The organism is Haloplanus sp. C73 (genome assembly GCF_051195115.1).
GTDB lineage: Archaea > Halobacteriota > Halobacteria > Halobacteriales > Haloferacaceae > Haloplanus.
The window spans coordinates 146,003-167,114 of the sequence record NZ_JBNTJZ010000004.1; the positions used below are offsets into that span (position 1 = coordinate 146,003).

Annotated in this window: 32 protein-coding genes; 8 read left to right on the plus strand and 24 right to left on the minus strand. The window is 62.6% G+C overall.

The window, feature by feature from the left end:
* Positions 1-10: 10 nt before the first annotated feature.
* Positions 11-457: a hypothetical protein gene (locus tag ACQUSQ_RS09110; protein WP_435068453.1), complete on the minus strand. Its 447-nt coding sequence runs from the start codon at positions 455-457 to the stop codon at positions 11-13.
* A 40-nt stretch (positions 458-497) separates the two neighbouring features.
* Positions 498-629 carry a hypothetical protein gene (locus ACQUSQ_RS09115; protein WP_435068454.1) on the minus strand — a complete coding sequence of 44 codons (132 nt, stop codon included), beginning with the start codon at positions 627-629 and terminating at the stop codon, positions 498-500.
* Positions 630-796: 167 nt separating this feature from the next.
* On the opposite strand from ACQUSQ_RS09115, the gene ACQUSQ_RS09120 reads away from it, so the two are divergent.
* Positions 797-1,618 (plus strand): ZIP family metal transporter, encoded by an 822-nt coding sequence (locus tag ACQUSQ_RS09120; RefSeq protein WP_435068455.1) that lies wholly within the window; start codon positions 797-799, stop codon positions 1,616-1,618.
* On the opposite strand, the gene ACQUSQ_RS09125 is transcribed toward ACQUSQ_RS09120, so the two are convergent.
* The 5 genes from ACQUSQ_RS09125 to ACQUSQ_RS09145 all read right to left on the minus strand — a co-directional run bounded on the left by ACQUSQ_RS09125 (position 1,615) and on the right by ACQUSQ_RS09145 (position 4,541).
* Entirely contained in the window at positions 1,615-1,902 is a 288-nt protein-coding gene (locus tag ACQUSQ_RS09125) for a hypothetical protein (RefSeq protein ID WP_435068456.1), read from the minus strand. The two genes, ACQUSQ_RS09120 and ACQUSQ_RS09125, sit on opposite strands and share 4 nt — an antisense overlap.
* Complete coding sequence (locus tag ACQUSQ_RS09130) at positions 1,895-2,905, minus strand: DUF7490 domain-containing protein (protein WP_435068458.1); 1,011 nt, start codon at positions 2,903-2,905, stop codon at positions 1,895-1,897. Before ACQUSQ_RS09130 ends, ACQUSQ_RS09125 begins: the two co-directional genes overlap by 8 nt.
* 65 nt (positions 2,906-2,970) lie before the next feature.
* On the minus strand, positions 2,971-3,897 hold the full coding sequence (locus tag ACQUSQ_RS09135; protein WP_435068459.1) for an alpha/beta hydrolase: 927 nt from the start codon (positions 3,895-3,897) through the stop codon (positions 2,971-2,973).
* Between the two features lie 7 nt (positions 3,898-3,904).
* On the minus strand, positions 3,905-4,249 hold the full coding sequence (locus tag ACQUSQ_RS09140; RefSeq protein ID WP_435068460.1) for a hypothetical protein: 345 nt from the start codon (positions 4,247-4,249) through the stop codon (positions 3,905-3,907).
* Positions 4,250-4,337: 88 nt separating this feature from the next.
* Positions 4,338-4,541: a hypothetical protein gene (locus ACQUSQ_RS09145; protein ID WP_435068461.1), complete on the minus strand. Its 204-nt coding sequence runs from the start codon at positions 4,539-4,541 to the stop codon at positions 4,338-4,340.
* A 258-nt stretch (positions 4,542-4,799) separates the two neighbouring features.
* On the opposite strand from ACQUSQ_RS09145, the gene ACQUSQ_RS09150 reads away from it, so the two are divergent.
* On the plus strand, positions 4,800-6,683 hold the full coding sequence (locus ACQUSQ_RS09150; protein ID WP_435068689.1) for an SLC13 family permease: 1,884 nt from the start codon (positions 4,800-4,802) through the stop codon (positions 6,681-6,683).
* Positions 6,684-6,686: 3 nt separating this feature from the next.
* On the opposite strand, the gene ACQUSQ_RS09155 is transcribed toward ACQUSQ_RS09150, so the two are convergent.
* The 10 genes from ACQUSQ_RS09155 to ACQUSQ_RS09200 form a co-directional block, all read right to left on the minus strand.
* Positions 6,687-7,508, minus strand: coding sequence for a BtpA/SgcQ family protein (locus ACQUSQ_RS09155; protein ID WP_435068463.1), 822 nt, complete (start codon positions 7,506-7,508; stop codon positions 6,687-6,689).
* 29 nt (positions 7,509-7,537) lie between these two features.
* Positions 7,538-8,278 carry an N-acyl homoserine lactonase family protein gene (locus ACQUSQ_RS09160; RefSeq protein WP_435068465.1) on the minus strand — a complete coding sequence of 247 codons (741 nt, stop codon included), beginning with the start codon at positions 8,276-8,278 and terminating at the stop codon, positions 7,538-7,540.
* 28 nt (positions 8,279-8,306) lie between these two features.
* Entirely contained in the window at positions 8,307-8,432 is a 126-nt protein-coding gene (locus ACQUSQ_RS09165) for a hypothetical protein (protein WP_435068466.1), read from the minus strand.
* 93 nt (positions 8,433-8,525) lie between these two features.
* Complete coding sequence (locus ACQUSQ_RS09170) at positions 8,526-9,968, minus strand: APC family permease (RefSeq protein ID WP_435068467.1); 1,443 nt, start codon at positions 9,966-9,968, stop codon at positions 8,526-8,528.
* A 258-nt stretch (positions 9,969-10,226) separates the two neighbouring features.
* Positions 10,227-10,976 (minus strand): hypothetical protein, encoded by a 750-nt coding sequence (locus ACQUSQ_RS09175; RefSeq protein WP_435068468.1) that lies wholly within the window; start codon positions 10,974-10,976, stop codon positions 10,227-10,229.
* Entirely contained in the window at positions 10,973-11,251 is a 279-nt protein-coding gene (locus tag ACQUSQ_RS09180) for a hypothetical protein (protein WP_435068470.1), read from the minus strand. Before ACQUSQ_RS09180 ends, ACQUSQ_RS09175 begins: the two co-directional genes overlap by 4 nt.
* Positions 11,252-11,346: 95 nt before the next feature.
* The gene (locus ACQUSQ_RS09185; protein WP_435068471.1) at positions 11,347-12,756 is read right to left on the minus strand and encodes a ThiF family adenylyltransferase; all 1,410 of its coding nucleotides are present in this window, start codon (positions 12,754-12,756) and stop codon (positions 11,347-11,349) included.
* The gene (locus ACQUSQ_RS09190) at positions 12,753-13,343 is read right to left on the minus strand and encodes a Mov34/MPN/PAD-1 family protein (protein ID WP_435068473.1); all 591 of its coding nucleotides are present in this window, start codon (positions 13,341-13,343) and stop codon (positions 12,753-12,755) included. The genes ACQUSQ_RS09185 and ACQUSQ_RS09190 overlap by 4 nt, the downstream gene beginning before the upstream one ends.
* The gene (locus tag ACQUSQ_RS09195) at positions 13,340-13,831 is read right to left on the minus strand and encodes a hypothetical protein (RefSeq protein ID WP_435068475.1); all 492 of its coding nucleotides are present in this window, start codon (positions 13,829-13,831) and stop codon (positions 13,340-13,342) included. Before ACQUSQ_RS09195 ends, ACQUSQ_RS09190 begins: the two co-directional genes overlap by 4 nt.
* A gap of 2 nt (positions 13,832-13,833) precedes the next feature.
* The gene (locus tag ACQUSQ_RS09200; RefSeq protein ID WP_435068476.1) at positions 13,834-14,106 is read right to left on the minus strand and encodes a hypothetical protein; all 273 of its coding nucleotides are present in this window, start codon (positions 14,104-14,106) and stop codon (positions 13,834-13,836) included.
* A 113-nt stretch (positions 14,107-14,219) separates the two neighbouring features.
* Between ACQUSQ_RS09200 and ACQUSQ_RS09205 the strand changes: the two genes are divergently transcribed.
* The 6 genes from ACQUSQ_RS09205 to ACQUSQ_RS09230 all read left to right on the plus strand — a co-directional run bounded on the left by ACQUSQ_RS09205 (position 14,220) and on the right by ACQUSQ_RS09230 (position 18,257).
* Positions 14,220-14,960 carry a TrmB family transcriptional regulator gene (locus ACQUSQ_RS09205; protein ID WP_435068478.1) on the plus strand — a complete coding sequence of 247 codons (741 nt, stop codon included), beginning with the start codon at positions 14,220-14,222 and terminating at the stop codon, positions 14,958-14,960.
* Positions 14,950-15,399 (plus strand): type II toxin-antitoxin system antitoxin SocA domain-containing protein, encoded by a 450-nt coding sequence (locus ACQUSQ_RS09210; protein ID WP_435068480.1) that lies wholly within the window; start codon positions 14,950-14,952, stop codon positions 15,397-15,399. Before ACQUSQ_RS09205 ends, ACQUSQ_RS09210 begins: the two co-directional genes overlap by 11 nt.
* A 205-nt stretch (positions 15,400-15,604) precedes the next feature.
* Positions 15,605-16,192 (plus strand): hypothetical protein, encoded by a 588-nt coding sequence (locus ACQUSQ_RS09215; protein WP_435068482.1) that lies wholly within the window; start codon positions 15,605-15,607, stop codon positions 16,190-16,192.
* On the plus strand, positions 16,185-17,222 hold the full coding sequence (locus ACQUSQ_RS09220; protein ID WP_435068484.1) for a tyrosine-type recombinase/integrase: 1,038 nt from the start codon (positions 16,185-16,187) through the stop codon (positions 17,220-17,222). The genes ACQUSQ_RS09215 and ACQUSQ_RS09220 overlap by 8 nt, the downstream gene beginning before the upstream one ends.
* Positions 17,223-17,291: 69 nt before the next feature.
* Positions 17,292-17,747, plus strand: a complete 456-nt coding sequence (locus ACQUSQ_RS09225) for a hypothetical protein (protein WP_435068486.1) — start codon at positions 17,292-17,294, stop codon at positions 17,745-17,747.
* Positions 17,748-17,840: 93 nt separating this feature from the next.
* Positions 17,841-18,257: a hypothetical protein gene (locus ACQUSQ_RS09230; RefSeq protein ID WP_435068488.1), complete on the plus strand. Its 417-nt coding sequence runs from the start codon at positions 17,841-17,843 to the stop codon at positions 18,255-18,257.
* A 3-nt stretch (positions 18,258-18,260) separates the two neighbouring features.
* Here ACQUSQ_RS09230 and ACQUSQ_RS09235 read toward each other — a convergent pair whose 3' ends face one another.
* The 7 genes from ACQUSQ_RS09235 to ACQUSQ_RS09265 form a co-directional block, all read right to left on the minus strand.
* A complete protein-coding gene (locus tag ACQUSQ_RS09235) occupies positions 18,261-18,599 on the minus strand; it encodes a hypothetical protein (RefSeq protein WP_435068492.1) in 339 nt (112 codons plus the stop codon).
* Positions 18,600-18,744: 145 nt separating this feature from the next.
* Complete coding sequence (locus ACQUSQ_RS09240) at positions 18,745-19,023, minus strand: hypothetical protein (RefSeq protein WP_435068494.1); 279 nt, start codon at positions 19,021-19,023, stop codon at positions 18,745-18,747.
* Entirely contained in the window at positions 19,020-19,349 is a 330-nt protein-coding gene (locus ACQUSQ_RS09245; protein WP_435068496.1) for a hypothetical protein, read from the minus strand. The genes ACQUSQ_RS09240 and ACQUSQ_RS09245 overlap by 4 nt, the downstream gene beginning before the upstream one ends.
* A 77-nt stretch (positions 19,350-19,426) precedes the next feature.
* Positions 19,427-19,723, minus strand: coding sequence for a hypothetical protein (locus ACQUSQ_RS09250; RefSeq protein ID WP_435068499.1), 297 nt, complete (start codon positions 19,721-19,723; stop codon positions 19,427-19,429).
* Positions 19,720-20,109: a hypothetical protein gene (locus ACQUSQ_RS09255; RefSeq protein WP_435068500.1), complete on the minus strand. Its 390-nt coding sequence runs from the start codon at positions 20,107-20,109 to the stop codon at positions 19,720-19,722. The genes ACQUSQ_RS09250 and ACQUSQ_RS09255 overlap by 4 nt, the downstream gene beginning before the upstream one ends.
* Before the next feature lie 131 nt (positions 20,110-20,240).
* Positions 20,241-20,513, minus strand: a complete 273-nt coding sequence (locus ACQUSQ_RS09260) for a hypothetical protein (protein ID WP_435068502.1) — start codon at positions 20,511-20,513, stop codon at positions 20,241-20,243.
* Complete coding sequence (locus ACQUSQ_RS09265) at positions 20,506-20,958, minus strand: hypothetical protein (protein WP_435068504.1); 453 nt, start codon at positions 20,956-20,958, stop codon at positions 20,506-20,508. Before ACQUSQ_RS09265 ends, ACQUSQ_RS09260 begins: the two co-directional genes overlap by 8 nt.
* Positions 20,959-21,112: the final 154 nt, after the last annotated feature.

A 21,112-nucleotide genomic window follows, 5' to 3' on the forward strand; every position in this document is an offset into this window, starting at 1 on the left:
CGTGGCCGCGTCACTCCCGGTAGAGCAGGTAGCCGAGGACGACGGCGAGTGCCGTCTCGGAGGCGAGTGCGAGCGTCTCGGCGGGGCCGGCGACGACGTGTGCGGCCAGATACGCGAGCGTCGAGCCGTGGTGGTGGGTTCCGGGACCGGCGAAAAACAGCGGGCGATGCCCGCCTGCGTGCCACGCGAAGTAGCCGACGACATAGACCACCATCAGGCCGATGCCAGCGAGATAGAGCGGGCGGCGCTCGGCGCCCGCGATGACGGCGACCAGCCCGCCGACGAGTGCGAGTCCCGACACGACGAAGAGCGGCCAGCGGAGGTCCGGCGGGAAGAGGATGCCGCCGCTCAGATACGTCAGCCAGTTACTGACGCCGAGTGCCAGATGAATCACGGCGACGATGACGACGAGATGTGCCGCGACGATGTGGAGGGGGTCGAACGAACGAAGGTTCATCCCTCGAAGGAGGGAGCCGGGTACTCAAAGTAGTCTCGGTTCAGAAGCGACCGCGACGACGGAACAGGCGCGTCAGAAGTCGCTCGACGGGGCCAGCCGTCGACGGCGCGGAGACGCCGGGGAGGTAGTAGTCGCCGTCAGAGGGTCGGTCGCTCGTAGTTGAGTTGCTCATGTAAATGAAGGTAGTCGGTGGGACTGATTAAAATTTCCGAAGTAAAGTTGGCGAACCCCCAAGCAAACCCGTCCTTTGGCAAATATTCACAGACAAACGGTCCGTTAGAGCGTACCACGAGTGGTCAGACCGAACGTATTATTAATTTCTGGTTATTCGTTGTTAATATGGGTAGACTCTCTCTCGTCGGCGGTGGTGCAGTCGGCGTACTAGTCGCGCTCTCTGCGCTCGCGGCGACTGCCGGCACGTGGAAACTCCTCGGCATCTCGTGGGTCGCGTTTCTGGCGATGGGGCTCGGCATCCCCCTCGGACAGCGGACGTGGGGCGGGCGCTCGTGGGCGCTCGTGTGGGGGTACGGCCTCGCCGCCGGCGCGATGGTGACGAGCGCCGCCGTCTTCCTCCTCCCGCAAGCGATTGCGCATCACGCCACATTCGGCGGGTTCGGCGTCGCGCTCGGCCTCCTCATCGGGTTCGCCGGCCACACCATCGGTCACCGTCTCGCACACTACGACCTCCCACTCGACCGGACCGTCGCGGCGCTTTCGGCGCACTCGCTCTCCGCGGGCATCATCATCGGCGTCGTCTACGGTAACATGCCCGAACTGGGGCCGCTTCTCGGCCTCGCCATCGTCTCGCACAAGGGACCGGCGGGGTACGCGGCGGCCCGCCGCCTCTCCGCCAGCGACCGCGACCCGACGCTACTGCTCCTTCCGGCCGCGGGCGTCGGGATTACGGCGCTCAGCGCGAGCCTGATTCAACTGCCCGCCGCCCCGGTGGTTCGCGGCATCGTCTTCGGCTTCGCCGCCGGCATCTTCCTCCACGTCGCCATGGACTTCCTTCCCCGGTGTGAAATCGGGAGCGACGTTCACGACCTCCTGACGGTGACCGGCGACGCACACGAACTACTGGACCGACTGCGCATCCACGCCGTCCTCAGCACGGGCCTCGGCGGCACCGTCGTCTTTCTGGCGTGGCTCCTCGTCAGCTAACCGTACAGCCGTCGGAGCTGATAGGAGATGCCGACGCCGGCAGCCAGCAACACGACGAGATTGAACACCGCCTGAAACAGCGAGCGATACTCGTCGGTTATCCACGTCCCGATGACGTTCGAGACGCTGAGATACAGCCGAATCACGGCGACGAAGGCGAGGAGGCCGAGCACCAACAGAATCGCGTAGTTGGCGTAGCGCCGGACGTTGCTGGTGGTGTCTGTGTCGGCCTTGGATTCGGTACGCTCTGACTGGCTCTCGGATTGGGTGCTGGATTCACTCATTGGTGTACCTCCGGGCGAGAAGCGCAACGGCGAGAAGGGCCGCGACGGCGACGCCGACGCCGAAGCCGGGGCCGCCGCCGGCGGTGGCCTGTTCTGTGTCTCGAACCGGCGCACCGCCGTCCCCGCCGTCGCGGTCGAAGTCACTCACGCGCAGTTCCACGTCGCGCCGAGTCTCGTTGACGCGAATCGTCTCGGTCGGGTCGAGGTTCGCGGCGCCGCGCGCGCTGTCGATGACGACACCGTCCTTCCAGAGGACGATGTCGATGTAGTAGTTGTAGTTCCCGGGGACGGTCAACTGCGTCGACACCGTCTCCGTCCGCCCCGGCCGGATAGAGCCAACCGGGACCGACGCGCGGTTCGCGACGATGTTCGAGTCGGCCTGCCGGAGCGTCACCGTCACGCGGAGGTCCTCCGGTTGCTCGTCGCCCGTGTTCGTCAGCGCCATCTGCAGGTCGAGAGTCGTCCGATTCGCCTGCGTCTCGGCGATGGAGAACGAAACCGGAGGCAGGGCGCTCGCCTCGGCGAACTGGACGTCGCTCTGAGCGTAGGGCGGCTGGAGTGCCTCTAGCCCTTGGAGTTCGCGCATCCCGCTATCGACGCGCTGACCGTCGCGGTAGACGACCGCCCGAACCTGATAGCCGCCCTCGCGCTCGACGGTCAGGTTCGTCGGCACCGCCGTCTCGCGTTCCTCGGTCAGATTACCGACGTCGACGGTCCGTGTCGTCTCCACCAGCCCCGACTCCGCGTCGATGGCCTGTACGCGGAGGGTCACGTTCCGCGTCGGCGGCCCGCGGTGTGCAAGTTGCGTCTCGACCTGTAGCGTGACCGTGTCACCGGTCACGTCGCCCGCGGAGATGTCCATGCCAGCGATATCGACCGGGCCGGGACGGACCGGCCGGTCCTCGCTGGGGTCGGCGAGGGCACCGGGGACGACGACGGCGGCGACGACGGCGAGGAGGGCTACGCCCGCCGCACCGACGGCAAGCGTTGTTTCACGGCGCATGGCCGAGTCAAGTCGTGGCCCCGGCAAAGCCTTTGGGGAGACTGAAACGGCCGCTAGCGTTACCGCTAGCCCAAGACGTCGTCGAGGAAGACGAGTTGGTGTGCCACCGTCGCCTCGAACGCGCGCCCGAGGGGGTCGACGTGGTCCACCGGAAGGCGAAGGAACGTCGAGCGGTCGATTCGCTCGGCCGCCTCGGCGACGGTGTCGGCCGGGGAGATGTCGTCTGTGTCGGCGGCGACGAGAAGCGTCGGGCTGGCGACGTCGCCGGCGTCCACGAGCGGTCGGTAGCGAACGAGTGAGGTGAGCGACCGCGCGGGCGTTTCGTTGAGCCAGTCGCTCTCGCGGGGCACGTGGTCGAGATACGCGTCGCCCGTGGGTCGGGGCAGGACGCCGAACTCGTCGCGCCCGCCGACGACGGGGACGGTGTGCGAGCGCCCCACCCCACTCGCGAGGCGGTCACGGACGCCGGCGGCGACTGCTCGCGCCAGATAGCCGGGTGAGCGAGCGCGGGCGAAGGCGCGGCCGTCCAGAAACGGCGCGATGGCGACGACGGCGTCGACACGTCGGTTCGCGGCCACGCGAATCGCGTGCCCGCCGCCCAGTCCGTACCCCCAGAGAGCGACGGGGCGGCGCTCGCCGTCGAGACGCCGCACCCGGTCGATTGCGGCGTGCCAGTCGGCGACCTGTGCCGCGGGGTCGACCAAGTGGTGCGTGTCGCCACCGAACCGCCCCGATGGGTCGGCGTCGTCGCTCTCGCCGAAGCCACGGTAATCGAAGACGAAGGCCGCGTAGCCCGCGCGGGCGAGTCGCTCGGCGTAGGCCGGGTAGCCGAAGGTTCGCTCGGCGGCGATATCGGGGCCGCAGACGACGACGGGCGGCGTCGACGGCCGGTCGGGGCGATAGAGTCGACCGCGACACCGGGTGCCCTCGCTCTCGAACGCGAGCGTGGTCGTCGCGACGTCGAACCGACGGCGTGACTGGGTCGCGGTCACGGCTCTCTCACTCTAGGTCTTCGTCGAGCGTTTCGAGAACGCGCGTCGAGAACTCCGTCTCGGAGATGCGGTACTCGCGCAGGCCCGTGAACCACTCGGCTTTCGCGTACCACGTGTTCAGCACCTCGTCCTCGAATCGAAGCACCGTCGCTTCGACGCGCTTTGGCTCCCAGTCGTCTTCTTCCTCCATGTCGAGGAAGGCGTTCAGCACCTTCCCCATCTCCATGTGGTTGACCTCGTCGCCCGGGTAGGCGGTGATGTACGACAGTTCCACGGGGTCGACGTCGTCGATGTCGTGGACGTCGACGCCGAAATTTCGAAGTTCGGTCTCGAGTTCGGATTCGTCCATCATGGTGGTAGTTGCGCCTCGGCGGGCAAAACCCTTGCCGGATTGGCGTCGGAGCGTCGCTACGGGTCGCAAAAAACGAAACGGGCAGTCGTCAGTTCTGGTTCGGCTTCGGACCGAGGCCGCCGCGGTCTATCATCGGGACCATGGTCGATGGCTCGGTGTCCGTGTCCGGTTCCGGTCGGTCGCGCCGGCCGTCGGTCGTTGGACCGGTTCCGGACCGGGGCTGCAGCGGGATGACCGGGTCGATGGTTATCGTCGTGCGGTTCTTCGGTGTCGTGCGTCGGGACGTGCTCATTGGGTTGGGTCGTATGCTGAATGGGTGGTCGAACGGCGTTGCGTCATCGAACCACGGTCAGCATACGAGTGCGACGCGTTGCATCGTAGTTCGTCCATAGCGCCCATCCATAATAAACCTTCATGATTGTTATTGAGGATGGGCACCCGACACACGGTGTCCGCTCCGGTATCTTGAAAGCGCCCGCTCTGTACCATCCATCGAAGCGTGCTCTCGTCTGGAACGTCGCTCTCGACAGTCGCGCTCGCCGTCACGACAGTGTCGACGGACGCCCTCGTCGTCTTCAGCATCGTCTTGCTCGCGCTCGTCCTGTTCGTGACGGAACTCCTGCCAATCGACGTGACCGCCATCCTCCTGATGGTGCTGTTGATGGTCTTGGGTAGCGACGGCGTCGTGAACTTCACGCACATCTCGGCGGCCGAGGGCGTCTCCGGGTTCTCGAACTCCGCGACGATCACCGTCCTCGCGATGCTCATCCTGAGTTCGGGCATCAGCCGAACCGGACTGGTGCAGATACTCGGGGGGAAGATGGCCGCGTTCGCGGGCGAGGACCGGGACCGACAGTTGCTCGCCACCATCGGCGTCGCCGGCCCCGTCTCCGGGTTCATCAACAACACGCCCGTCGTCGCCATCCTCGTCCCCGTCATCACTGACCTCGCACACGCCGGCAAGACCTCTCCCTCCAAACTCCTCTTGCCGCTCTCCTACGCCTCCATGTTCGGCGGGACGCTCACCCTCATCGGCACGTCGACGAACATCCTCGCCAGCGACGTGTCGGCGCGTCTCCTCGGCCACCCCTTCTCCATGTTCGAGTTCACGTCGCTCGGCGTCATCGTCCTCCTCGCCGGGAGCCTCTATCTCATGACTATCGGCCACCGGCTCCTCCCCGAACGCGTCCCCGTCAAGGAGGACTACGTCCAAGAGTACGCCATCGAGGAGTATCTGACCGAGGTGGTCGTCGAACCCGACTCGCCGCTCGTGGGCAAGACAGTCGCCACCGCCATCGACAGCGTCGAGTTCGACGCCGACATCCTGCAGGTCGTCCGCGATGGCGAGGAGTTCATCGAACCCCTCGGGCCGAAGACCATCCGCGCGGGCGACCTGCTCCGTCTCCGGGCCGACCGCGATACGGTCAACCAACTACTCGAGCGCGACACCCTCACGCTGACGGGGCACCCGCCCCGGAGCGAAGACGAACTCGAACCCGATTCAGAGCCCGCACAGACGCTCGTCGAAGTCGTCATCCCGCGCGGCTCCGTCCTCGCCGGCAAGTCGCTCGCGAGTTCCACCTTCCGACAGCGCTACGACGCGAACGTCCTCGCGTTCCGAAGCCGAGGCGAGACGGTCCGGGACCACATGGACCAGCGCCGCATCCGCGTGGGCGACACGCTCCTCATTCAGGCCGCGCCCGACAGCATCGACCGACTCTCCGACAACGAGGACTTCATCGTCGCACACGAACCCGACGAACCCCACTACCGAACCGAGAAGATTCCCCACGCCATCGCCATCATGGCCGGCGTCGTCGGCGTCGCCGCCGTTCCGTGGGGGGCCGTCGGCAACGCGCTCGCCAGCGTGACGGGCGTCGCTGGCTTTCAGGCGCTCGCCGCACTCTCGCTCCCGATTCTCATCACCGCCCTCGCTGGCGTCGTCGCCATGGTCGCCACGGGCGTCCTCGACCCGACCGAAATCTACGACGCCGTCGAGTGGGACGTCATCTTCCTGCTGGCCGGAGTCATCCCCCTCGGCATGGCGCTCGAACAGACCGGCGGCGCCGACCTCCTCGGAACGCTCGTCGCGTCGACGAGTACCGTCCTCCCCACCATCGGCGTCCTCTGGGTGTTTTACGTCGCGACCGGTCTCATCACCGGCGTCATCTCGAACAACGCGAGCGTCGTGTTGATGCTTCCCGTCGCCGTCGAGGCGGCGACACAGATTGGCGCCGACCCGTTCTCCTTCGTCCTCGCCGTCACCTTCGCGGCGTCGACGGCCTTCCTCACCCCCGTCGGCTACCAGACGAACCTCTTCGTCTACGGTCCCGGCGGGTACAAGTTCTCGGACTACATCCGGGTCGGCGGCCCCCTCCAACTGTTCCTGTCTTTCGTCACCGTCGCCGGCATCGTCGCGCTCTGGGGCGTCTGACGCTCATCGAACTTCGTCCGCCGCCGCGACCACCCGTTCCACCCGCTCGACCGACACCGGGTTGCCCGCCTCACCCCCCGCTTCGAGCGCGCTCCCCACGATGACGCCGTCCGCGAGGGTGAGGGTATCGGCGACCGTCTCGGCGGTCACGCCGCTGCCGACGAACACCGGCGCGTCGAATCCGTGGTCGTCGCGCGCCGCGACCGCTTCCCGGACCGTCTCGGACGCCGTCTCCCGCCCCGTCGCCGACCCGCTCACGACGATGCCGTCCGCGAGGCCCCGTTCGACGGCGTCGCTCACCACCGCGTCGATGTCAGCCGATTGGCCGAGTGGTGTCGAGTGTTTCACCGCCACGTCCGCGAGGATGCGAACGTCGGCATCGAGGCGGTCCCGCACTCGCGTCGTCTCGTGTGCGCGCCCCGAGAGCAGGCCTTGGTCGGCCACCCGCGCGCCGACGTGGACGTTGCTGCGGACGAACGAGGCGCCCGTAGCGGCGGCGACGGCCATCGCCGCCGGACCGTCGTTGCGGAGGACGTTCACCCCGACCGGGCGGTCGGTGGCGTCGCAGACGGTGTCGACGAGCGCCGTCAGGTCGGCGACGACGCTCCGCGGCACCGACTCGGGGTGAAAAGGCGCGTCACCGAAGTTCTCGACCAAAATGGCGTCGACCCCGCCGGCGTCGAGTCGCGTCGCGTCCCGGCGCGCCGCCTCGTGGAGCGCTTCACGTCCCGCGTCCGCGTCGAAGCGCGGCGATTCGGGGAGCGGCAGCAGGTGGACCATCCCAACGACCGGCCGGGCGGTGCCGAAGACGGCGTCCATGTCCATAGCCGACCCGCGCACGGCAGCGAGTTAAACTACGCGTCGGCCAACCCCGCCGGCTCCGCGTCCAGAATCGACCACTCGTGCCCCGGCAGGAGGCGGTCGGCCCGCTCCAGAACGTCGGTCGCACTCTCCCACCACGCGAAGTCGTCCATCGGCTGGCCGGGAATCGGGTCGCCGTCGTCCGGGTCGTTCTCGAACGTCTGCACCGCGTCGACGGCCACGACGGTCGTCGCGCTATCCTCGTCGACGGCGACCGACTGGTGTCCGACGGTGTGTCCCGGCGTCGGGAAGGCAGTCACGCCCGGACAGAGTTCCGTCTCGCCCGAGATGGGGGTCAGGTCCACCGACAGCCACGGCGGCTCCCGACCCAGCGACTTGGCGTCGTATCGCTCCGCGTGAATCGGGTAGGGCGCGATGGCGTACTCCAGTTCGCGGCGCTGGACGTAGATGTCCGCGCTCTCGAAGGCATCGAGCCCGTAACAGTGGTCCCAGTCGAGGTGGCTGAGGAGGACGGCGTCGACGTCTGCGGGTGCGTACCCCTCGTCGTCCAGAATCGCGAGCAAATTCTGTCCGGGTTCGCGGTGACAGCGATAACTCGGGTGGTACTCGGCCATCAAATCAGTGGGACCGAAGCCCGTGTCGACGAGTATCGTCCGCTCGCCCTCGACGAGGTAGACGATAGACGGCGCTTCGACCACGCCGCTCGCACCCTGCACCAGAACGCTCGCGTCGACGAGGAAGGAGCCACAGCACCGAGGCGTGACGGTCGGCATAGTCTAAGTTCGTCCGGCAGGGGGATAATTAGTCCGACACGCCGTTGGCGTGGGCGCAGTCGACGTGTGCGTAGCCGTCGATTTCGTCGTAGTACGCCGGCGTTCCCTTCTCCGCGGACGAGCCCTCACCGCAGTAGTGACACGTTCGCGCCATGTCCGGTGTGAGACGCCGGCCGCAGTAAAACCCGGGTGCTATTCTTCGCGCACATCGAGCGCTGAAAACCGAACGATTGGCGCGCTGTCGTGACTAGTCGAGCACGACGAACCAGAAGCAGACTCCGAGGACCGCAGCCCCGGTTCCGAGCGCAATGCTCACGCGACCCAGACTCGCCAAGAGGACGAGCGTCGAGGCGATACCCAGAAGCGGTGTCCACGGAACGCCGGGGACACGGAAGCGGCGCTCCCGGTCGGGGTGTTTCCGCCGGGACTGAATGAGTGCGACGTTGACGAACGACAATCCGCCGAGAAGCATGAAATCCGCGAAGTGGGCGAGCGACTCCAGTCCGAGGACGAGACTGCCCTGTGCCGACTCGCCGGGCGATGTCCCGAAGACGACGCCGAACACCAAGAAGAAACAGAGAATCAGGCCGCCGGTCACGGCCACCGCGACGGTGGGACTCCCGGTCCGGTCGTCTATCCGCTCGACCGGGGCGGGGAGGTGGTCGCGCTCGGCCATCGCCAGTTTCACGCGGGACCCAGCCAGTACCGTCGCGTTGGTCGCCGATATCATCGAGAGGAGCGCACCGCCGACGAAGACGTAGAAGCCGGCCGGGCCGAGATAGTACTGGGCGGCCCGCGCCATCGCCACCTCGCCGTGTTCGGCGACGAAGGACGTGGCGGCTGCCCGAGAGTCCAGCCCCGCCCGATTGGCGAGAAACGTGAGAAAGGCGCCGTCGTTGATAGCCACGACGACGACGAGTACGACCAGTACGTACAGAACGGTCACGCTCCCGATACTGAGGAATATCGCCCGGGGGACGGTCCGTTCCGGCGACTCGATTTCGCCCTCGCTGGTGGCGATTGCCTCGAAGCCGAAGAACGTGATGAACACGAGCGCGGACGTGAGCGCGACGTCTCCGAACTGCGTAGCGTGAGTCGAGAACGAGGTGACGACCACGTCCGTCTGGAAGGCTCGCAGCCCACCGAACAGAAAGAGCCCAATCAGCGCAATCTTCAATCCGGTGACGACGATTTGGAACTCACCGCTCTCCTCGGCACCGGCAAGGTTGATGCTCACGAGGACGCCGAGGACGGCCAGTCCCGGCCCCCAGAACGGCACGGCGGCCGGGAGCGACAGCGCGGGCCAGACGAACCGCGCGAACCAGTCGGTGAAACTCAGGAGATAGAACGCCGCGCTGGCGGGGTAGCCGAGAATCATCAACCACCCGACCAGATACGACCAGTCGGAGTCGAACACCTCCGCGACGTAGGCGTAGCCGCCCCCGTCGACGGTGTAGATAGTCGCGAACTCGGCGTACGAGAGCGCGGTGAACGACGCCACGAGCGCCGCCAACCCGAAGGATAGGGCGGCCGCCGCGCCGACGGTGGCGACTGCGAGTCCCGACAGGACGAATATGCCACCGGCGACCATCGTCCCGACGCCGATTGCCGTCGCGCCGAGTAAGCCGATGTTGCGTTCCAACTCCGCCCCGACAGCGGTCGACGACCGTCGGTCTTCCTTCGGCGTCACGTCGGACACCACCTGACCGACGGTTCCCGGTGAAGATAGGAAAGCCTTTGGAGAGTTACACGTCGTTCGTGCGAGTCCCGAAGCAGTCGCTCACCGGCCGAATAATGGAAAGAAGTGCAGATGTTCGTTACTCGTTGCCGAACATCTGGCGCATTATACGCTGAGATTTAAACAGAATTTGAATAGCGGGTCGTCAATCAAAGAGTCCCAAGGTAGGGAACATTACGGCCAAGAAGGATGATGGAGGCCACCCCGAGTTTAGGCCAGTAGCAGCATCCATCGGAACAGCTCAAGAATTACTAAATACAGGACGAACAGCACACTGACGGCAGTAAAGGCTGGCGTTGCGACTTCCTTGGCGTGCTCCCACGAGTAGATTCCGTAGGCTGGCGTCCGTTTTTCTGGGTTGATCTCGTCGGGGAGTCTCTCAGCGACACTGTCCAGATGATCTCCTCCAACTACTGCGACTACTCGGTCGGCCTCCTCTGTAGCTTCGGCGACCTTGTCGGCGATGATCTGGTCACGATTCAATTTGTCGGTAGTTCGGTTCATGCTATGCCGCCGGAGAACGAGGACGGGAAGGAGTGCTGCCCCGAGAAGCAGAAAAGCGCCTCCAAGCGTATTCCCGGTAAAGAGGCCATAAAAGACGCTACTGACAAAGATACCGTAGAAGAGGACAGCAGCAACTACTTCTACAACCGGGTTCGCATTTTCGACGAGTTCAGCATCCGATTCGCGAGTGGCCACCAGTTCGGCATCTTGGGCTTCCGCTAAGTCAACCAGAACGCGATGGTCAGTATAGAGCGTATCAAATAGAACAAGCCCAACAATCGACATAGCAGTTGCGTACCAGCTTCGGAGCAGCCCGTAGTCCGCGTCTTCACGTTCTCCTTCAAGTACGAGTGCATCAACTCCTTCGACGAGAAGTTCGCGCTCCTCTGCAAGGTCGCTTTCGCTGGTGTGAATTTCGCCCTTCAGTACCACTTGAGGCTGGTCTGACTCGGTCATAAATCGCGGGCCACCATCGCGACGAAATACTTCGTGCCCATCAAAACGGCAGCCCCTATCACGATCGCACCAACTATCTTGAGGTCTTCGAGGGTCAGGGGTGGTAGAATCCGGATGGACGCGTAGGAGACGACGGCCTTCGTAACCCGTCCCTGTAACAGGAAGTAATCGAACACGAGAAGTGCGGCAATCGGCTCGCCATACCTATACGCGTTCAGACCGTTCGTGAACGGTGTCTTGATGGTATAGACGATTGCACCGATGAGTTTACTCATTACTCCCATCGCGTATCAGCACCCCATATCTCTCGTCTGTTGGATACTAAAGCGAGAAATCCCAGCGCCGTAGTATCGTTTGATCAGGAGGGACATCACGGGTCATCCCCCGTAAGGTGTGCAAACCGAGTCTCGGCAATGGTGTTTCGATGCACCTCGGGATAGTCCTCCGGACAGAAGGGACACCCGTCCCGATTGGGGGAATACTGCGTCACAGCGCCAACACCGCCCAAATCAGTCAACGTTCGGACGAGAGCAATGGGCTTGACAGATGGGTAGCCATCAAGAGTGATTTTAGCGAGTTCGCCGGCCACGAAGCAGCCAGCCAGAAACGACGCGAACGGGAAGGCAGCGTCTGGCCCGCTATCCTCCGACTCGTCGCGGGTTGGTGCCTCTCCTTCGGCACAGGCCGCGTCAGTATCAGCTGTATCGGGTGGGAAGTGGCACAGGAGGCACGGCTCTTTCAGCGGGATATTACGTCGCATGAACACGTCCGACTGGCCCGTAGAAGCGTGTACCATCAGAGGTGGCCGATCGTGCTGGATGCTACGGCGGACGTTCCGCTCGTTTGCAAGTGGAAGAACCACATCTGCAGGCTCCGGGTCGGTCGCAGTGAAGGAGACGTAGTCTCCCTCGAAGGATTGGACTTCCATCTGGTCGGCGAGGAACTCGGCTGCGGCGTCCACCTTCGCAGTCCCCTCGCTAGCATGGCGGGCAGTGAATAGCGGCGATCGATTAAGGTTCACCAACTCCACTGGATCGAAATCGACCAACTGGAGGGTACCCTCAACCGGGAGCCGTCCGAGGAAGTATGCAGCTGCGGAACCCACGGATCCAACGCCAACCATTCGTGCCGTACCGAGATCGATCGACGAGGGAAGGTTCGGGTTGGCTGGCTCGGCTGTAACCTCGCGTGCTTCGTGGTGGAACGCGTCGTAGGTCACCGCGTGGGTCAGGGACGCCTCAGATGCTCCAACGGCAGTCTTGAACGCCTCCGCCCCTCCGAGGCACGCGGCTACAGCGGGCCCAATAGGGTTCTCGTCTCTAGTGGAGAGAGGCTCTACGGGCGCGTCCCTCACGACGCGAGCAAGCCAGCCACCACCGTCGAGTCGAATCGTCGGCGTGGTTCCCGATTCAAGGTCAGGGTTGCCCACGGCAACGATGCAGTCGTACGATGAGGGGTCTGGGGTGCGCGTCAGACCGAAGCGGCCGTGAGGATCGGCGGCCCGCATTTGCTTTATCGATTGTTCGGCAAGCGTCGATGCAGTCGGTGCCAGTTCGTCGTCGGCCGGGACGGAGGGGAAAGCCACGTCGACGTTCCGGGCGAACCGACTGAGGAGGTTCAGAGTTGTCCGGGCGGCGACTCGACCAGCGTACGTCGACAACACATCACGTTCACCAGCGACGAGTATCGCTGCATCCCGGTAATCCGTTCCATCACTGATCTTATTCGTCCGATCGTCACGTGCGGCGTAAAACTCGTCTGGAGGTGGTAGTGTGGTCATCGGTCTCTACTGTCGATGAAAGATGGTGCCGAGGGGAGTGTCTCGACCCGTTTTTCGACCGCTGATGCTTCCAGCTCCACGAAGTCACCATCGTGGTAGACATGGACGCCACAGTCGGTATATGGGCGGACGCCGTCTACGGCGTAGTTCGGAACGACGATCGAGAAGTACCCCTCGTGCGGAAGCTGGGCCGCTTCGCTGTCCAACTCCGAGTGGCTCGTTCGCTCGCCGGGATGACTGTGGACGGTGGCCACGAGTTCGAGGTCGTGGTCGTGGATGGCGTCTATCACCGCCGCATTCGCTACAGGGGAGATGTCATAGGATCCCGGAGATGTAGTGGCCTCCGGGACGATGACCGTGAGAGCGACTCTTGTAGACTCGTCCGGCAGAGACTGACCGGCCCAGTAGACGACCCCCTCGTGGTCTTCGTGTGAGGGAGAGTGGCTGCGAAGACCGCGCCGCGTCTCCCTGCAAACCTCCTCGGTGACGAGAAGTCCCGGTGGCTTCCAGTCTTCTTCGGGAGCGTCGTCGCTCTGGGGAGTAAGGATGCGCCGGGCAGCCATGCGGATAGAAGCGATGAAGCTCATCGCTGGCCGTCCCACCGTCCCTGATAACGTTCTGGTTCGCTGATGCGGCGGTAGATGTCCAAGAGGATGTCGCCGAGCGTGGTCAGATTCCCAGCATCGGATTGCCAGTCGCCCATCGTCCAGTCGCTATGAGGAGTCGCATCGTCCTCGTAAATTCGACGGTTGTATTGGTGACAGAGGACAGGGTCTTCTTTTCCGTCTCCAAACGCGATGAGACTCTGGCTCTTGCCTCTGTCATTGAAATACGCCTCATAGTGGCCGACTTCTCCTGTCTCGGGATGTACCATCTCCACATAGGGAGGTTCCTCGTCGTACCCCTCACAGTCGAACTGAACGACGTACTCTTCCCCGTCTTCCGGGCTCTCCATACGTACCTCGACGGTTAGTGTATCGAGGTCGGCTTCGACCTCCCAGCCGTTCGTCTGGCACAGCTCTTTCACATCCTCGAGTTGGCGCTCGACCAGCGCCCGAGTGACATCCGCCTGCACGTCTATACGCCCTGCTCCTCGTTGACGAGATTGACTGTGCCGCCGTCGAGATGGTACCGGGCAAGGGGTTTGTTGCGGTCGAGTTCTCCCTCGTCCGGATGGACAAACGTAGGATCGTCGGGATCGTACCCGTACGCGTCGGCGACCTCCTCGGCGGCTTCACCCACCTTGGTGCCCTTCTGGAAGGTGAACTCTTCTGCGTCGCCACGCCCCGACTTGACGGTGAACGTGACGGTCGATTCGCCTGCATCTACGTCGGCTTCTTTCTCACTCACGTGTGGACATATAGGGCGGTGTGATAATGAAGATTTTTGGACAACTACGATTAGTACCCAAGTCATTAATACTTAGATGTAGTATCCTACTACGACGATTGAGTAGTAGTACCATGAACGGAGCCGAGGAAGTCCTTCGAGAGATCGGTTGGGGCAAGAATGAGGCGGCATGTTACTGTGCGCTTGTTGAGTATGGCGAACTCAAGGCCAGCGACATCAGCACCATCGTCGACATCCCCTCTTCGAAGGTGTACTCGGAGATGCAGAAGTTAGTCAATCGGGGATACGTGAGGGAACGCGGTGACCCAAAGCGATACGCGGCACAGAATCCGAGATACGTCATCCGGGAGGAGCGGGCCGAGTTCAACGATCAACTCGGCGATGTCGAACAGGAGTTGCAGGAGGCATGGGAAATTCAGGAGGATTCCTCTCCACCCTCGGAAAGCCACGCGTGGGTTCTGTCCGGGCGGCAGGGGATGAACAGTCAACTGGCACGTCTGATCGATCTCGCTGAAGAGCATCTCATCGGATTTGACAATCGTCTCCCTTTGACCACCCCAGAGACGCTAGATGGCCTCGTGGAAACGACTGAGAATGGTCTCGAAGTCCGTCTTGTAGGACGATCAAACGCCACAGATCGCCTGAGTCGTCTCGCGGATGCTGGTGCCGATGTCCGACTCGTGAATGAAGCGCAAAAGACCTCCTTCTATGTGGCGGATGGCGAGTATCTATTGCTCCACGCGAACAGCGGTAAGTCAACAGTAGTTTTCAAGGATGATTTCATCGGGAGCGTTATGACGGAGGAGTTTGAAGATATGTATAACAACGGAAACGAGATTAACAATGAGGCGTAGACAATTCCTTCCTCTCGTCCTCTTAGGGGCAGAGGATGAGGAACCTGTGGAGGGTCGAACGCGCCTGCAGAAGCTTATGTTCCTCATCCAGAAACGAATGGAGGAACAAGGCGACCCGCTCGATTGGGGCTATCCTTTCCAAGCATACGATTACGGCCCCTTCGCGAAGGAGTTGTACGACGATTTGGATCAGCTACGCCGTCGTGGTCTCGTCGAAGAGCGAGAACAACATCTCGACGATGATGTTATCCAATACGACTACGTCCTGACGTCGAAAGGGCGAGAGTTTGTACGGGAAGAATTGGAAGACCGGCGTCCCGATGGGCTTGCAGAGACGACTGAGGCAATCAAGGACGACTTTAATGATGTCCCGCTCCAGAAGCTAATCGACTACGTTTACACCGAGTACCCCGAATACGCGGAGAATAGCGTTCTTTGAAGGTACAGGAGTTGAAGTACCCCTCCTATCGAATCCCTGTTTTACGACCCGGCGAATAGAGGACGGTTTAGTCCTCGTGTGTTCGTAAAGGCGGGAGGTGGTGGCGAGAAGCGAGATGACCTGCCGACGAGCCCTCGCGTTCGGCAGACATCCCTCTTTTAAACGGATTTTACATTCATAAGCGAGGACGGGTGACGGGGGTGGTGTGACCGAATCGGAAGGCTACATCGGGATCAAAGTCAACCCCGATACGAAAACGCGGTGGCAGACCGCTGCTGAAGAGAACCCTGAGTACCGATCGCTGACCCACCTCATCGCCGTGGCCGTGGAGGCGGAACTCGGCGAGCAACCCGACACCGGTGGCGAAGTCGACGTCGACATGAACGGTGTCCACGAGCGGCTGGACAGCATCCGCGACGAGATGCGGGAAATGGGCGACACCATCGACGAGACGTACATGCTCGCCCGCAACGAGGAGATGGCTGACTACACCGAACTCAAGGGCCTCGTGCAGGATTTGATCCCGACCGGTGATCGGGAGGAGATCCTCAGGCGAACGCCCGAGAAGCCGCCGATGGAGACACCGGAGGACGAACTGGAGGATGTGGTTGGACGCACCGGGAGCGCATCGCATCTCGCCCGCATCTTGCAGAATGAGGGGTACACTCCCATCGAGATCAAGGGCATCATCGAACAGTTGGCGGACGACGTGAAGGGCATCGAGGCGACGTTCGCGCGCCCGCAGGAGCAGTCCGACAAGCGCATCTATCGGGTGGAGGGATACGATGGTTGAGGCTCGTCGTATTCCGGGGGCCGCCGTCAAGCCGTACGAAGACTACGTCGAGGAGTTCGGTGAGCGGAACGCCGAGATTCTGAGCGGATTCAAAGCCTCAATGGAGCGCACACAGGCAGACGGGAGTGCCCAGACGTGGGTCAGTGGTGCTGTGACGTGCGCCCGGTGGCTTGAGGAGCACTACGACATCAATCTCGAAGAGGCGAGCCGGTCTGACCTTGACGACTACCTTGAGTACATCTCCGGTGAGTTCGACTCCACGGAGACGCTCGGTGGGAAACTCGACAGCGTGCGGCACCTCTACGACTGGATGTATCGGAAGGGGGTGATTGACGACGACCCAGCAGCCGAGTTCGACTGGGAGAACTACGTCAACGGAAAGTCGCGCACCCTGCAGGCGGAGGCGTTGAACCAGAACAAGGATTATGTCGCCATTCCCCGGGAAGAAGTCGAGGAACTCTGGCAGGACGATGCCCTCCCGTCACCGGCTCTGCGTAACGAGATCATCATCCGTTTGCTGTGGTACACGGGAATGCGTTCGTCCGAGATCGTGCGCATCGAAATCGACGACATCGACCGCGACGAGGGGCGGATCAGGATTTACGCCAAGAAGACAGGTGACTACCGCGACGTGTGGTATCCCGTCGGTCGGCTGGAGCCGCTGCTGAACGAGTGGTTGGGGTACAGGCGGTCGGCGTTGTCGCCTTACGCTCACGAGTCGCCCTACCTGCTCCTGACGCATCAGAAGGAGCAGATGCGGGCGTCTCACGTGTCGCGGATCGTCAAGGACGCGGCACGGAACGCGGGGATCAACGAGGTGCTGTACGTGGACGCGGCCGGGAAGAAGCGTTGGAAGATCACTGGTCACACCCTCCGCCACTCGTTCGCTACGCACCACGCGAACGTGCTGGAGACGCCGATCCACATCTTGCAGGACGTGATGGGCCACGACAAGATCGAGACGACGCGTAAGTACATCAGCGAGGATAAGGAGGCACAGCGTCGCGCGATGCAGGAGCCGTGGGAGTGACCGAGCCGCCGTCAGCAGGTTTTGAACGCAACCGTTTAACTGGGTGAGGTGGCACAGATTGCGGTGCAAATGGTCGAGAAATCGGACGACGAGACGTGGTACGAGTACCTGTACAGCGACGAATTCACCGCCGATGAGCGCGGCGACTTGCGGGACGAGTTCTTCGCGCTGATGGCAGACGAAACCCGAGAGATTCTCGATGACAGCGAGCTGGATGAGTCGAGGTACCAGACGAGGATTAGCACCCATCTGTATGTGGGCTCGGACGATGAATGGCTGATGGACGAACAGAAGGACGCGGAGGAGTTGCGCGACGTGCTTGCCGGCGAGGTCGGCGATGAGTCTGTTGGCGTGTTTGTCACGCCGCGCTCCTCGGAGGGCAAGATTGCGGAGATTCCTGATGAGGATCACATCCCTGTGGACGAGTACAGCGTTTTCGTCGAGCTGACGCAGGTGCAGGAGGATTTGGAGGATACGATGGGAGCGGTGAAGGGCGAACTCAACGAGGCTGTCGGAGGCGAGTAACGACGCGTCGTGGGTTCTGATGCCCCGGTGGCCGCGCCGTCGGCAGGTTTTGAACGCGGACATTTATCTGGGGTTGGTGGCACAGATTCTGGTATGACCGAGAAACCCGGCGATGTGACGTGGTACGAGTACCTCCACGGTGACGACGCGGCGGACGGTGGGCGAGACGAGTTCGGCGAGGAGATGGCCAGCGAAGTCAGGGAGGCTCTCCAACAAAGCGAGTTGGACGAGTCGCGGTACGAGGTTGAGGCAGGTCACCGACCGCAGATCACCGCCAGCGGCTGGGAGATGGAGAAGCAGGATGTCGTGGAGTTGCGAGACATGCTTCGGGAGGCAGGAATCGGCGATGAGTCCGTGGGCGTGTACGTGACGCCACGTGACTCGCAGGGCGAGATTGTGGAGTTGCCGCTGGATAACGCCCCGGTGGACGTCGAGTACGAGGTGTTCGTGAACCCCAAGCAGAATCAGGAGGCGATCGACGGTGGCGCAGCGAGCGCGCTGAAAGGATAGCGGTCAGTTGTTTTGTGTGGCCAGCTCTCGCGCCTTGTTGACGGAAACAGGGATGTTCTCCACGCGACCGATTACGCGCCACGGTTCCTCAACGTCTGCCTCGGCGAGGACACGTTGCATTTCTTCTTCGTCGACGTCACCATCTTCGCAGGCGTGGTACGCCCTGACAGCGACGTCTTCGTACTCTCCCGTCACCTTACGCACCGCTTCTAGTTCGTCACCTGCGGCGTGCCAGTCTTCGCCAGTAGGGGTAGTTGCGGACAGTTTATCGCCGAGGGGTGTCTCCCTCACCTTCATTTCTCCTCCGCCTTCGAGGGCTTCGAGTGCCTCATCGAGTTCCATACTCGATTGCGGGGCAGTCCACCGGAATGAGATTTTATAAATTCAATCGTCGTGGTCGCGCCATGCATCTTCCAATTGTCCTTGTGGGCCGGGGGCGCGCCTCCGTCCCGAAGCCTTCCCGGCTGGCCGTGCGGGCGGGTGTGGGTTAAGCCGTGGACTCGCCCAACCACTCCCACACTTCGTCACGCACGCGGCGCGGGTACGCCCACGTGTCGTCGTAGTCCGGGCGCTCGGGATCGCGGCAACTGAAGGCCCACGTCTGCGTCCAGTCCTCCACGTGGATGACGGTCTCCCCACGCACGGCTGTGAAGCCGGGGCCGCCGCCCTCGCCCTCGACTTCGCCGTAGATGATGCTGAACCCCTCCTCGTCGAGATCGTCGATGAGGTGCTGGAGGCCATTCGGGAAGTCGCCGTGGCGGGTCACGCGTCACCACCGGCCTCGACGGCCTCGAGGTAGCCGACCGCCATCTTAGCGGCGTCGCACGGGGAGTCGAACCGGGAATCGCGGTCGCGACCGTCATCGGCGACATACTTCCCGGCGTGCTCGTAGACGGAGACGCCAGTCTCGATGTCGAAAACGTAGTCTCCGGTGAGCTGGTTCCCGGCCTCGATACAGCGACCAGCGCAATGCCACCTCCGCGCGACTTCGCGGATGGCCTCGGACTCGATGGCGTCGATGTCACACGTCTCGACGCGTCGCGGCTGGTTGGGATTCCTGTCGTCGCTATCGTGCAGGTTCTCACGTACCACTGCACTATACCGGGACGGTGCTGCCCGCGGATAAATGTAGCAACGGACGGGGGCTCGGCAGAATGAGGTGAAGGGGATCAGTCCGCCAACGCGATAGTGAACCCCGCCCCAACCCTGTCGTCAGAAGGGCGGTCATTGGTGAAGTCATCGAGCACGGTCTGGTTCGGATGCATCCGCTTGTGGACAAGCGGTGCATCCAGTTTCATCGCCGCGTACTGGAGTGCGTGCTCCGTGTACCAGTCACGCTCCCGGTCAAGCATCCACGCGTCGCCGACGCGAACGAACGGATACCTGTATGTCCGCGCCTGCTTCTTCGGGGACGTAACCACTTCTGCGCTCTCGCCGTCCTTCTTCAGCCACGTCCCGTACTTCACGCCTTTTCACCCGCCACTTCGGCGGCCAGCGCGTGACTGTACCAGTCGTTCACCGCCCCGACGTAGACCTCGTGGAAGGCTTGTGTCGCATCACGGTTATTAGTCGGCGGAGCAGCTGTCCAGTCGACTTCAAACTCGTCGACGAGGTCTCCAGCCGGACGGCAGATCTCTACCCGATGGCGCTCGTACTCCCCGTCGATGAACGTCGCTTCGGCGCGGAGTGTAAACCGACCGTGAGGCCCGCCAATCCGCATCAGCAGCGACACTGCTAATTGGTCGCCTCCAACCTCTTGTGGGCGAATTCGGTAGTCTTCAACGTAGGCGTCGCCCTCGAAGCCGTCGAATGTTCGAAGTCTGTTCGTGTTGATCGGATGATTCTCGTTCATAGTCTCAAGCCGTGTTGTAGCTGTCTCGCGTGCGTGTCGCGCCTGAATCACCTCTGTAGCGTCGTTCTCGTCTGAAGCTCGCCGGGGGAGTCGAACCCCCAAGATGGCCGCCGGGTCGGCCGCGAGTGAGATCAGATGGTGTAGACGGAGTACTTCTGTATCTCGTCGTTACTCATCGTCCAGCCCGAATCGCCGTCGCCCATTCGCCAACCGATGTGCGGCTTCAGTTGAATGATGATCTCGCCATCGCACGCGCGATGGTGGACTTCGACGCAGTTGTTCGTCATACCGATCACCTCGTCAGCATCCGAGACGATGTTCCGTCGACCTTCGTCATCGCGCCGGAGCTGCTTTGCAATCTCTTCCATCGGTGGGGCATCCGGGTTCGTGTCGTAGTCACTCATCGCTACCACCGCTCTCGCGAGCGAGTTCTTCCCGCATCAGCTCGATGGCTTCACCTTCTCGCTGCACCTCGATGTACGATTTCTCGAGTATCGGCGCGAAGCTCGTGAGGACAGCGCGTACGTCGCCGACATATGTCGCATACTCGCCCATCGGGCCGACCGTACGCTGCTGGACTACGGCACTCTCTTGCAACAGGCCGATCTCGAGAGTGAGGTAGGGCTCATCACTCGTCGTCGCCGGGATCGACGCCGCCAGACGCGATCCCAGAGACCTGTTGAGGAGTTCGGTGAAGGCTTCGAACTCTGGGTCGTCCCACTCGTACTCGTTCGCAGGCTCGAGGCGGAACCGGATGTCGTCGTGAATTTGCTGGGCGGCTTCTTTCGCGTCGAGACCAGTCAGTTCGTTCTCGTGCTGTGCTTCTGGATTGTCGTCGTTGTCGCTCATAGGTTGTCACTTGTTTGGCAGCGTCACCTCCATCGCGGCGTCTTTCTCTTCACAAGAATCGATTGGGCAGGAGCGATGGATAAACGGATTGTTGATAGGGGTGTTTTGTGAAGGTACAGCTGCTATTGGAGCAGATTAAAGATTACTACCGCAG